Below are 12,202 nucleotides of genomic sequence, written 5' to 3'. Positions count from 1 at the left end.
ATGTGAAGAACCGGGTGCTTGTCAGTCCGCCATGGCCGCGGTGCGGGCAGGGACGGTCGCCGGCGTTGGCACGGCGGCGCCATAGGTTACCCGCCACACCGTGTTCGACACATCGTCCGCGATCAGCAGCGCGCTGCGCTGCGCGTCCCACGCAACGCCCACCGGGCGTCCGCGCGCATGGCCGTCATCGCCGATGAAGCCGGTGACCACATCGACCGGCTTGCCCGATGGCGATGCGCCGGTGAACGGCACCCACACCACCTTGTATCCGGCCAGATCCTCGCGGTTCCAGCTGCCATGTTCACCGATGAAGGCGCCGCTGGCAAAGCGCTGGCCCCATGCGCCGCCGTCGGCGAAGGCAAGGCCCAGGGGCGCGCGATGCGAACCCAGCGAGTAATCGGGCACCACCGCCTGCTCGACAAGGTCGGGGCGGCGCGGGCGGACGCGCGGATCGACGTGCTGGCCCCAATAGCTGTAGGGCCAGCCATAGAACGCGCCATCGCGGATGCGGGTGAGGTAATCGGGCACCAGCTGCGCGCCCAGCTCGTCCCGCTCGTTCACGACGGCCCACAGCGCATCGTCGGCGGGGTTGATCGCCAGCGCGGTGGGGTTGCGGATGCCAGACACCAGCTGCCGGTGCATGCCGGTCTGCGGGTCGATTTCCCAGATCACCGCGCGGTCCTCCTCCACCTCCATGCCGCGCTCGCCGACATTGGAGTTGGAGCCGATCCCGACATAGAGCCGCGACCCGTCCGCGCTGGCGGTCATCGCCTTGGTCCAGTGATGGTTGATGCGCGAGGGGAGCTTCGCCACGATCTCGCCCGGCGCGGCGATGCGCGTCTGCCCCTCCTGATAGGGAAAGCGCATCAGATTGTCCTGGTTGGCGACATAGATCGCGCCATCGGCATAAGCGAGGCCATAGGGCGCATCGAGGCCGGTGATGAACTCGCTGACCAGCTCGGCCTGTCCGTCGCCGTCGGCATCGCGCAGCAGCGACACGCGGTCGCCGCCCTTGACCGACGTCTTGCCCTTGCCCTTGATATAGCCCGCGATGACATCCTTGGGCCGCAGCGCGGGCGCATGGCCGCCCGCACCCTCGGCTACGAGAATGTCGCCATTGGGCAGCACCAGCATCTGGCGCGGAATCTTCAGCCCGGTGGCCAGCGGGGTGATCGCAAAGCCCTGCGGCACGGTCGGCAGATCGCCGTCCCAGCCTGCGGGCGTCGCGATATTCATCGCGGGCAGCAGCGCGTCGCTCTGCGGCGGGAGGACCGGGTCGGGGCCGGTCTGGTCGACATCGGGACCGGCATTGCCGCAAGCGGACAACAGCAGGGACAGGGCGGCAACGGGCACGACGGCGGCGGTTCGGGACAGCATGGCGCGCAAGTTCATCGTGCGATCTCCCGGTCATGAACGACTTCATGGGCGGCGCGCGCGGAATAGCCGATGAAGCCCGCGACCAGCGCCAGCAGCGCGCCCGCGACCGACAGCACCAGCCCCAGCGTCTCGACCGACCACCACGCGTCGCGGCTGTGCTGGAACGAATTGACCAGCCCGACCGCGAACAGCAGCAGCACGACCAGGAAATAGATCAGCGCCCGCCCGCCATATCCCGACCGCCCGGACCGCACCAGGGTCACGAAGGCCCCGATCAGCAGCAGCCCCGTAAACAGCTCGCCGCCCGCCAGCAGCCATGCGGAGAAATTGCTCCACTGCATCTCGGCGGTGTTCAGATAGGTGATGTCGCTTACCAGCGCGGCAGGGAACAGCGCGACGGGAAAGGCCAGCAGCAGTGCCTGCAGCGAACCGATCATCGGACCGGAGGCAGTGCGGACATGATGAGCGGAAGGGGGGCGTCGATCGCGGATCATCGGGTACTCCGGTCGTGTCGGGAGGCGCCACGCCTCGTCGCACTTTCATCTCGTTCAATCCCCACATGCGCGCGACGTTCCCCGGAAATGCTGTTCCGCGCGCAACAGGTCTTGTGGCGTTCTTGTGACCGGCGGGGCTTTCGGATGGCAATTCACAAATCTGTAACTAAGTAACTGTCCCGTCATGTCCGATTCCCTCCCCGCGCCGTTGCCGACCCGCCGCCATCTACGCCGCTTTCGCGCCCTGCTGTGCGGCGGCGCGCTGATGGCCGGCGCGTTTTGCGCAGGCAGCGCCGCCGCGCGCGAGATCGAGGGCGGCGACGGGCGGATCGACTTCGATTTCTCGGACGACGCCTTCGATGCAGAGGTCCAGCCCTATGAACGTCCGGCCGCGCCGGGCACGCGCTGGCTGTCGGCGTCGGATGCGGAGCAGTGGGATCTTGCCGTCATTGCCGACCAGCAGGATGGCAGCGGCAGCCGCCCGCACGCGCTGAGCCATTTCGCACAGGTCAGTTCGGAACAGGCTGGCTTGGGACAGGCGGAGCCCGTGACCGCCGCCCTGCCGCCGCCGGCGTTTTCCGAGGAGAACTACGTCCCCGGCATGGTGCCGACGCGCTGGGCCGACCATGTGCCGCGCGAATATGCGACCCATCCGACCTTTGGATCGCAGGTCGGCGCCATCAAGACCGAGGCGCTGCTCATGTTCGGCTATTTCACGATCCGCGCCGGGTCCAAGCTGTTCGGCGAAACCGACGGCTTCAAATTCAAGGACGAGGGCTGGTTCGGCAAGGATACCCAATATGTCGGCGTCGACAAGTTCGCCCATGCGTGGAACACCTATCTCGCCGCCGAAATCCTCCACAACCGGCTGCACCGCAATGCCAATGCTTCCGAAGGCGACGCATTGACCGCAGCGACGCTGGCCTTCGGCTTCATGGCCTATAACGAGATTTCGGACGCGATCGAACCGGACAGCGGCTGGTCATGGCAGGACATCACCATGAATGGCCTGGGCGCGGGCTTCTCGGTGCTGCGCAACACGGTGCCGGGCTTGAAGGAAAAGATCGCCTTCAAGATCGAGATCGTCCCGAACGAGGAATTCTGGACCTACAGCGGCCCGCGCCGGTTCGAACAGCAACGCTTCATGTTCTCGCTGAAGGGATCGGGTTTCCCCGAATTGCACGACACGCCGCTGCGCTTCCTCGACCTGCAGCTGGGCTATGGCGCGGACAAGTTCGAGCCTGCGGACCGCGCGGCCGGGATCGAGCCGGAGCGTCACGTGTTCGTGGGCGTGGGCCTCAACGTCGGGGAATTGCTGTTCGGCGGGTCGAAATCGAAATTCGGCAAGGCGGGCTGGTCGGCGCTCGACTATTTCCAGGTGCCCTATACCTCGGTGCGGGTGGATCAGGGCGGCGATCTGTACTTCTGACCGCTTTGCGGCCCTTCAGTTGCTGCGCCGCTGGCGCATGTTGTAATCGATCCGGATCCGCACCCAGCCGCCCACAAGGGACTTGCCGCCCAGCCGCGGCGGGCGCACCTGGAACTGCCATGCGGCGGCCAGCAGCGCGCGATTGATGTTCGAACCGCGCGGCCATTCGTCCACCGCGACGCAATCCTCGACGCGGTAATCGGGCGCGGTCTTGCAGGCGATCATGCCCCATCCCGGCCCCTGCGCGGTCGACAGATAGCCGTCCAGCTCTCCGTCGCGCGGGCGGCGATACCATTCCGCGCCATAGAGAGGCTCGCCATTGGGCGCAGTGCCCACGCGCGGGCTGTCGGGAAGCGCGGATCGCCTCGGCGGTGCGACCGGGCCATAGACCTCCTGCGGCGGCGCAGGCTCAGGCGGGCGCGGCGGCGCGGGCGGAGCGGGCGGCGCCTTGGGCGCGGGCGCGGGATTGGGCGTCTTCACCACCGGCGGCGGCAGCACGGGTTCGGGCCGCGGCGTCTCGACTGCGGGCGGAGCGGGTTCGGGGGGAGGTTCGGGCGGGGTCTCTTCGACGGGCGGTTCGGGCTGGTCGGGTTCCGGCTCTGGCTCGGGTTCGGGTTCGGGTTCCGGTTCGGGCTCTGGCGCGGGGGGCGGGCTGGCCTGGATGTCGACGCTGGTCAGGTTCTCGCTCGGCTCTGGCGTGCCGACGATCGAACTGCCCAATGTCAGCAGCATCAGGATCAGCAGCACTTCCAGCACGATGGCGAGCGCAATGCTCAGCCCGCGCGGGCCGAACCGGTCGATCAGGCGCTGGAAAGCAGAAACGTCGCGCGAAGACATGGACCCTCGATCATCTCGTCAAGCAGTCGATGTCCCCCTCATCCGCCGCTGCGGGCTGCGATAGGCGGGTGCGGGATGCATCACAAGGGGGGTGAGGGACAGGGCGGGCCAGCGAAGCGGCGGATTCCGCCCGCATCCTTGTCGGCCTCAGCGCTTCAGCCTTGCGGCGGCTTCCTGTTCGATGACGGTCAGCTCCTCGATCGTCAGTTCCAGCGCCACGCGCTGTTCCTCAAGCTCGGACAGCCGTTCGCGCACCTTGTCGATCAGGCGCTGCATCTGTTCCTGATGCTCGGGGTCGGCGTCGTACAGGTCGAGGAATTCGCCGATCTCGCGGATCGAGAAGCCCAGCCGCTTGCCGCGCAGGATCAGCTGCATGCGCGCGATCTCGCGCCGTGTATAGACGCGGGTGGTGCCCACGCGCTCGGGCTTTATCAGCCCTTCCTTTTCATAGAAGCGCAAGGTGCGCAGCGTGACGCCCAGCTTTCGCGCGACGTCCTGAATGCCCATCAGCGCATTATCCCCGTCCGCGCCCCCGTCCGCGCCGTTCGCCAATGGCGTATCCGCCGCGCCGCTTCCTTCCGCGCTGCTCGGGTTGCTGGCCCGCAAGTCGTGCATGTTCACCGTGTCGTCCGCCCCCGACCGGCCCTTTCGCGATCCCATCACGAAATCCCCCGGCCCATGTGCCTGACGCCACTATGGCAGACTGGAACGCGCCGCGCCATCAGGCGTGCTTTTTCCGCTCTTCCTCGACCAGCTCCTTCTTGGACAGCTTGCCGATCATGGTCTTGGGAAGGCTGTCGCGGAACTCGAACTCGCGCGGCAGCTCGATCTTGCTCAGCCGCTCGGCAAGGAAGGCGCGCAGCTCGTCCTCGCTCAGCGTCTCGCCCTCGCGCAGCGCGACGAACAGCTTGGGCGACTGGCCGCGATATTCGTCGGGGATGCCGATCGCGACCGCCTCCAGAATGGCGGGGTGGTGATAGGCGGCATCCTCGATCACGCGGGGATAGACGTTATATCCGCCGCACAGGATCACGTCCTTGATGCGGTCGACGATGAACAGATAGCCTTCCTCGTCCAGATAGCCGATGTCACCGGTGCGCAATGCGCCGTCGGTGAACACTTCGGCGGTCGCATCGGGGCGGTTCCAGTATCCCTTCATCACCTGCGGTCCGCGTGCGCAGATCTCGCCGCGCTCGCCCTGCGGCATCAGGGTCTCGGGGTGTTCGGGGTCGCGGATCTCGATGATCGTGCCGGGGAAGGCGGGGCCGCAGCTGTTCGCCTTGACCGGCCCCTGCAACGGGTTGCAGGTGATGATCGGCGCGGTTTCCGACAATCCGTATCCCTCGACCACGCTGGCGCCGGTGCGCTTCTCGAACATCTCGCGCACTTCCAGCGGCAGCGGCGCGCCGCCCGAAATGCAGCAGCGCACGTTCGACAGGTCGGGAATGCGGCTTTCCTCCAGCGCGTTCATCGCGACATAGATGGTCGGCACGCCGAAGAACTGGGTGGGGGGCTTGCGTTTGATGGTCGCCAGCACCTGGTCCATCTCGAACCGGGGCAGCAGCACCATCTCGGTCCCCGTCTCGACCGAGTAATTGAGCACGCTGGTCAGCGCGAAGACATGGAACATCGGCAATACGCCCAGCGTGCGTTCCTGCCGTTCCTGCCAGCCCGGCTCGTCCGGCCATGCGGCGGCGACATGGTCCACCATCTGCCCGCTGTTGGCGGTGAGGTTGCCGTGGGTCAGCATCGCGCCCTTGGGCACGCCGGTCGTGCCGCCGGTATATTGCAGCACCGCGACGTCGCCGGGCTTTACATCGACGGGATCGGGCGCGGCATCGTTGGCGAGCAGCGTCTTCAGCCGCAGGTGCAGCCCCTCGTCGCGGATATTGGCGTGGTCCTTGCGCTTGAACAGGTTGAAGCCCACGCCCTGCAGCCACGGCAGCATCTCGCTCATCGGGCACAGCACGATGCGGTCGATGCCCGAAGCCTTCGCGACGGTCTCCACCTTGTCGTGGATCATGGCGAGGTCGGGCACCGCGATGAAGCGCGTGCCCGAATCCTTGATCTGGTGGGTCAGCTCACTCTCGGTATAGAGCGGGTTGAAGTTCACCACGACCGCGCCCGCGCGCAGCGCCGCGAAATACAGCACCACGAAATAGGGACAATTGGGCAGGCACAGGCCGAACCGGTCGCCCGGTTTCAGCCCGGCATCCTGCAGGCCGCGGGCGGCGCGGCGGACAAGCTCGCCGATCTCGCCATATGTCCAGCAGCGGCCCATGAAGTCGATCGCCGTCCGTTCGGGAAAACGCGCCACCGTGCGGTCCAGCAGGTCGGGGACGATCCGGTCGCCATAGACCGTCTTGTCCGCCTGCATCGCCTTCATGTTCGCCGCTGCCGTCATTGCCCTTGTCCCTCCGTCTCGTCCGCTCCTTCGGTTCAGAACGCCACGCGCCCGCCGACCGAGAAGATCAGCGCATTGGCGTCGTTCGCGCTGCCGTTCACGATGATCGGCGTCTGCACCGGCGATCCGGCATAGGCGGCCGTCGTGCGGTCGATGCTGGCTTTCTCGATGGCGAGATAGTTGAACGCCGCGTCGATGGAGAAACCGGGGCTGACGGCATAGCTGGTGCCCAGCGCAAAGTTCCAGCGGTCGCCGTCAGGCACGCGCGCATCGCGGTCGCCGTCCTGCGTCGGGGTCTCGTCATACTGGATGCCGCCGCGCACGGTCCATTGCGGCGACACCGCGTAGTCGATGCCGGTCGCATAGCTCCAGGTGTTGCGATAGTTCTCGGGGATCGCCGAATTGATCGGATCGCCCAGGCGGATCGCGTCGAATTCGCCCCAGCCGATGCGGTTGAGCTGCGCGTTGAGGGTAAGCTGCGGCGTCATCGCATAGCGCGCGCCGACCATCGCATGCCACGGCGTGCGGAAGGTCGCGCCGGTCTCGATCACGCCGTTCTGTCCCGCCAGCGGGCCAAGCAGGCCCGACTGCGTCAGCTCTCCGCTCAGCTTGTGCTTCACGCTGGACTTGTAGGCCGCGCCCAGCATCAGCGGGCCGCTGCGATATTGCACGCCTGCCGACCAGCCGAGATCCCAGCCGTCGCCTTCCAGTTCCTGCAGGCCGTCGGGCAGCTGCGCCGACAGGTTGGGCAGCGCATTCGTCAGCGTCGCATCCGAATATTCGATGTTCAGCGCCGCGCCGACGCTAAGTTCGGGGGTGACCATGTAGGCGACCGAGGGCTGGATGTCATAGGTGCGCAGCTTGCTCTTGAGCGCGGTATAGCGCACCCAGCTGGTGTCGTCGTAATCGGTGGTGAAGCTGTAGGGCGAGGATACAGCGACGCCGACCGACAGGCGATCGCCGATGGGCACCGCGATGGCGCCGGCGGGAAGGATGCCGGTCTCGATCGGGTCCTTCGACAGCTGGTCGCCGCCGACGGGGGCGGGGGCCTGCTGCGGGCGCACGATCAGCGTGTTGTCATTCTCGATATCGGCGCTGGGCACGATGATGCTGAGCGCGAAGTGGCCCTCGATCTCGTCGATGCCGCCGATGGCCGCGGGGTTCCACCACAGCGACGCTGCGCCGGTGTCGGCGACTTCGCCCGAAAAGGCGCGGCCCGCACCGCGGACCGACTGTTCCTGCAGATAGAAACCGCCCGCGCTGGCGATCTGCGGAACGGCAAGCCCGCCCAGTACGGTCGAGGCGGCAATCAGTTGTTTCAGGCGTTTTTGCACGGGGGATACTCCTGGAAAATTCTGTCGGTGTGCGGCGGCGGAATGCGTGGGGGGCTGCTCCGCCGCCGATCGAACGGGGTTCAGCGGATGCGGGTCCACGTCTGCGTCTTGCACAGCGGCCACACGATGCAGCCCTTCAGCTTGAGGTGGTTGGCATCCTGCATGGTGATGGTGGCCTTGTACGTGCCGCCATCCTCGGCATTATAGATCGAGCCGCCGGACCATTCGTCCTTCTTGCGCTCGAAGCCCTTGAGGATGGTCAGGTTCTTCAGCGGACGGCTGCGCAGGCTCTCGTCCTTGTTGTTCACGTCCTTGAGCGAAGGGTTTTCCTTCAGCCCGTCGGACGAGACGAGCCTGCCGCAGATCGACTGGCCGCATTCGGTGATTTCGATCACGCCGCCGCGGCTTTCCGCCTTCCAGCGGCCGATGACGTCGGCGGGGGTTGCGGCGGCGGCCGATCCTGCTGCCAGCAGGGCGAGTATCATGGACATGCAATTCTCTCCACTTGCGCGCCGGTCTTGGTGCGGCGTCGCATCAGGGTCCCTTCGCCATCAATCACGGCGAATCGGGGTTCTCCCCATTACATCTAGGTGACGTATAGGTTAGTCAAGGCGTCAAAGCGTCACGACGATCACTAATGCGACGGCCTGCTGCCCCAAATCCTCACATGCGTCCGGAACGACCAGGGGGCGAGCGCGGTTCCGGCCCCCATAACGAAAGCGTAACGAAAGCGTGACGAAAGCGTGGTGACGGCGCGGCGAAAGACTTGATCGCACGCGGCTACTTGACGTATAGGTAAATCAAGCCACCTTAAGGTCACTCCCGACTCGAATTCCGAGTCACGAAACATCCGGAGAGGTTTCGATCCATGCGTAACACCGTCATCGCGGGCTATGTCCGCTCCCCCTTCCACCTTGCAGGCAAGGGCGCTCTCGCCCGCGTACGGCCCGACGATCTGGCCGCGCAGACCATTCGCGGACTGGTCGAAAAGACCGGCGTGAAGGCCGAAGATATCGAGGATATCGTGATGGGCTGCGCTTTCCCCGAGGGCGAGCAGGGCTTCAACATCGCGCGCCTCGTCGGCCTGCTGGCGGATCTGCCGATCTCGGTCGGCGGAATGACGGTGAACCGGTTCTGCGGCTCCTCGATGAGCGCGATCCATATCGCGGCGGGCCAGATCGCCATCGGCGCGGGCGAGGCGTTCATCTGCGCAGGCATCGAATCGATGAGCCGCGTGCCAATGACCGGCTTCAACCCGATGCCCAATCCCGAACTGGCGAAGAAAAGTGCTGCCTACATGTCGATGGGCGAGACCGCCGAGAACGTAGCGCAGAACTATAATCTGACCCGCGAGGAGCAGGACCAGTTTGCCGCGCGCAGCCAGGCCAAGGCCGAGGCCGCGATAAAGGCGGGCCATTTCACCGACGAGATTATCCCGATCGCCACCAGGAACGGCACCGTCGACACCGACGGCACCCCGCGCCCCGGCACCACCGCAGAGGCGCTGGGCGGGCTGAAGCCGGCGTTCGACCAGAACGGCACCGTCACGGCGGGCACGTCCTCGCCGCTGACCGATGGCGCCAGCGCGGTGCTGGTCACCAGCGAGGATTATGCGAAGGAGCACGGCCTGCCGATCCTTGCGCGCATCAAGTCGGTCGCGATCTCGGGTTGCAACCCTGAGACCATGGGCCTCGGCCCCATCGAATCGAGCCGTAAGGCGCTGGAACGCGCGGGCATTAGTGCCGACCAGCTCGACGTGATCGAACTGAACGAAGCCTTTGCCAGCCAGTCGCTCGCGGTGATCCGTGACCTCGGTCTGGACGAGAGCAAGGTGAACCCCGACGGCGGCGCGATCGCCATCGGCCACCCGCTGGGCGCGACCGGTGCGCGCATCGTGGGCAAGGCGGCGGCGCTGCTGAAGCGCGACGGCGGCAAATACGCGCTCGCCACCCAGTGCATCGGCGGCGGGCAGGGCATCGCCACCGTGCTGGAGGCGGTGTGATGTCAGCTAGCACTATCGAAAAAGTCTGCGTCATCGGCGCGGGCACCATGGGTGCGGGCATCGCGGCGCAGGTCGCCAATGCAGGCGTGCCGGTGCTGCTGCTCGACATCGTGCCCAAAGACGGCGACGACAGGGACGCGGTCGCCAAGGGTGCGGTCGCCAAGATGCTCAAGACCGATCCCGCCCCCTTCATGTCGAAGGCCGCGGCGAAGCTGGTCGAGACCGGCAATATCGAGGATCATCTCGAACGCGTCGCCGAATGCGACTGGATCGTCGAGGCCATCGTCGAGCGGCTCGACATCAAGCAGAACCTATACGCCAAGCTGGAGAAACTGAAGAAGCCCGGCGCGGCTGTCTCCTCCAACACCTCCACGATCCCGCTGGAGAAGCTGATCGACGGGCGCGGCGAGGAATTCCGCAGCAGCTTCCTCATCACCCATTTCTTCAATCCGCCGCGCTACATGCGGCTGATCGAGATCGTGCGCGGGCCGCATACCGATGCCGCCGTGGCCGACCGTGTGGTCGATTTCGTCGACCGCAAGCTGGGCAAGCGCGTGGTGCCGACCAAGGACACCCCCGGCTTCATCGCCAACCGCATCGGCACATACTGGCTGGCGGTCGCGGTCAATGCGGCGATGGATCAGGGCCTCACCATCGAGGAAGCCGACCAGATCGGCGGCAAGCCGATGGGCGTACCCAAGACCGGCATCTTCGGCCTGATCGACCTTGTCGGCATCGACCTGATGCCGCTGCTGACCGAGAGCCTGACCGCCAATCTGCCCAAGGGCGATCCCTATTTCGACACCGTGCGCGACCAGCCGCTGATCGAGCGCATGATTGCGGAAGGGCGCACGGGCCGCAAGGCGGGTTCGGGCTTCTACAGCTTCGAAAAGAAGACCCGCACTAAGCGCGCGCTGGACTTCGCAACCGGCGAATATCGCGATCCGGTGAAGCCGCAGCGCCTGCCCCCGCGCGCCGAGGGCGATCTGCACGCGCTGACCAATGCGCCGGGCAAGACCGGTCCCTATGCGTGGGAGATCCTGGGCAAGGTGCTGGCCTATTCCGCCTCGCTGGTGGGCGAGGCCGCCGACGACATCACCGCCATCGATGACGCGATGAAGCTGGGCTACAACTGGAAATACGGCCCGTTCGAGCTGATCGACCGCCTCGGCCCCGGCAGGCTGGCCGAGCGGCTCGAGAAGGAGGGCCGCGAGGTTCCGGCGATTCTGAAGACCGCGGGCGAGCGCCCGTTCTACCGCGTGGAAGACGGCCAGCGGCAATATCTCGGCCTCGACGGCACCTACCACGACGTCGTCCGCGCCGAGGGCGTGCTGATGCTGGAAGACATCAAGCGCAAGTCGAAACCGCTGATCAGGAACGGCTCCGCCGCCTTGTGGGATGCGGGCGACGGCGTCGCGGTCCTCGAATTCACCGCCAAGATGAACGCGCTGGACGGCGAGGTCATGAAGCTGATCGGCAAGGCGGTCCCGCTGGTGGCCGAGAAGTTCAAGGCGCTGGTCGTCTATAACGAGGGCAGCAATTTCTCTGCCGGTGCCAATCTGGGCCTCGCGATGTTCGCGGTGAATATCGCGGCGTGGAGCGAGATCGAGAAGCTGATCGCGGGCGGGCAGGATGCCTACAAGGCGCTGAAATACGCGCCGTTTCCGGTCGTCAGCGCGCCCGCGGGCCTTGCGCTGGGCGGGGGGTGCGAGATCCTGCTCCATTCCGACGCGGTGCAGGCGCATGCCGAAAGCTATATCGGCCTGGTCGAATGCGGCGTGGGCCTCGTCCCCGGCTGGGGCGGCTGCGGCGAGATGCTGGATCGCTGGCGCAATATGCCGAAGCAGCCCAAGGGCCCGATGCCGCCCGTGACCAAGGTGTTCGAGATCGTCTCGACCGCCACGGTCGCGAAATCGGCGGCGGAGGCCAAGGGCTACGGCTTCCTGCGCGAAAGCGACGGCGTCACCATGAACCGCGACCGCTTGCTGGCCGATGCCAAGGCCAAGGCGCTCTCGCTGGTCGACGGCTATACCCCGCCCGAAGCGCCCGAGTTCAAGCTGCCCGGCGCGGGCGGCAAGGCGGCGCTGATGCTGGCGGTCGACGGCTTCCGCAAGCGCGGCATGGCGACCCCGTATGACGCGGTGGTGGCGGACGCGCTGGCAGAGGTGCTGACCGGAGGCAACGCCGATCTGACCGACACCGTGACCGAAAAGAACATGCTGGCGCTGGAACGCGAGCATTTCATGAAACTGGTGCGCGATCCCCGCACGCAGGCCCGGGTCGAGTCGATGCTCGAAACCGGCAAGCCGCTGCGGAACTGAAGGA

General features: G+C 66.3%; 10 protein-coding genes. 3 read left to right on the top strand and 7 right to left on the bottom strand.

The window, feature by feature from the left end; all coding sequences use genetic code 11:
- Positions 1-21 precede the first annotated feature (21 nt).
- Both AC4FIJ_RS06035 and AC4FIJ_RS06030 read right to left on the bottom strand, forming a co-directional pair.
- On the bottom strand, positions 22-1,392 hold the full coding sequence (locus tag AC4FIJ_RS06035; RefSeq protein ID WP_490335808.1) for a PQQ-dependent sugar dehydrogenase: 1,371 nt from the start codon (positions 1,390-1,392) through the stop codon (positions 22-24).
- Positions 1,389-1,871 (bottom strand): DUF2231 domain-containing protein, encoded by a 483-nt coding sequence (locus AC4FIJ_RS06030; protein ID WP_490335807.1) that lies wholly within the window; start codon positions 1,869-1,871, stop codon positions 1,389-1,391. The genes AC4FIJ_RS06035 and AC4FIJ_RS06030 overlap by 4 nt, the downstream gene beginning before the upstream one ends.
- Positions 1,872-2,055: 184 nt before the next feature.
- Here AC4FIJ_RS06030 and AC4FIJ_RS06025 point away from each other — a divergent pair, with 184 nt between their 5' ends.
- Positions 2,056-3,300 carry a DUF2279 domain-containing protein gene (locus AC4FIJ_RS06025; RefSeq protein ID WP_490335806.1) on the top strand — a complete coding sequence of 415 codons (1,245 nt, stop codon included), beginning with the start codon at positions 2,056-2,058 and terminating at the stop codon, positions 3,298-3,300.
- A gap of 15 nt (positions 3,301-3,315) precedes the next feature.
- On the opposite strand, the gene AC4FIJ_RS06020 is transcribed toward AC4FIJ_RS06025, so the two are convergent.
- From AC4FIJ_RS06020 to AC4FIJ_RS06000, 5 genes are all read right to left on the bottom strand, one after another.
- The gene (locus AC4FIJ_RS06020) at positions 3,316-4,137 is read right to left on the bottom strand and encodes a hypothetical protein (protein ID WP_490335805.1); all 822 of its coding nucleotides are present in this window, start codon (positions 4,135-4,137) and stop codon (positions 3,316-3,318) included.
- Positions 4,138-4,284: 147 nt separating this feature from the next.
- Positions 4,285-4,644, bottom strand: coding sequence for a MerR family transcriptional regulator (locus AC4FIJ_RS06015; RefSeq protein WP_490335875.1), 360 nt, complete (start codon positions 4,642-4,644; stop codon positions 4,285-4,287).
- A 214-nt stretch (positions 4,645-4,858) separates the two neighbouring features.
- Positions 4,859-6,541, bottom strand: coding sequence for a long-chain-fatty-acid--CoA ligase (locus tag AC4FIJ_RS06010; protein ID WP_490335804.1), 1,683 nt, complete (start codon positions 6,539-6,541; stop codon positions 4,859-4,861).
- A 35-nt stretch (positions 6,542-6,576) separates the two neighbouring features.
- Complete coding sequence (locus AC4FIJ_RS06005) at positions 6,577-7,875, bottom strand: OmpP1/FadL family transporter (RefSeq protein WP_490335803.1); 1,299 nt, start codon at positions 7,873-7,875, stop codon at positions 6,577-6,579.
- An 80-nt stretch (positions 7,876-7,955) separates the two neighbouring features.
- Positions 7,956-8,366: a DUF2147 domain-containing protein gene (locus tag AC4FIJ_RS06000; protein ID WP_490335802.1), complete on the bottom strand. Its 411-nt coding sequence runs from the start codon at positions 8,364-8,366 to the stop codon at positions 7,956-7,958.
- Positions 8,367-8,743: 377 nt separating this feature from the next.
- Here AC4FIJ_RS06000 and AC4FIJ_RS05995 point away from each other — a divergent pair, with 377 nt between their 5' ends.
- Together AC4FIJ_RS05995 and AC4FIJ_RS05990 are read left to right on the top strand one after the other, a co-directional pair.
- A complete protein-coding gene (locus tag AC4FIJ_RS05995; protein WP_490335801.1) occupies positions 8,744-9,877 on the top strand; it encodes a thiolase family protein in 1,134 nt (377 codons plus the stop codon).
- Positions 9,877-12,198: a 3-hydroxyacyl-CoA dehydrogenase/enoyl-CoA hydratase family protein gene (locus AC4FIJ_RS05990; protein WP_490335800.1), complete on the top strand. Its 2,322-nt coding sequence runs from the start codon at positions 9,877-9,879 to the stop codon at positions 12,196-12,198. Before AC4FIJ_RS05995 ends, AC4FIJ_RS05990 begins: the two co-directional genes overlap by 1 nt.
- Positions 12,199-12,202 lie beyond the last annotated feature (4 nt).

Source organism: Croceicoccus sp., from assembly GCF_983967925.1.
This window is presented reverse-complemented; position numbering and strand designations above follow the sequence as displayed.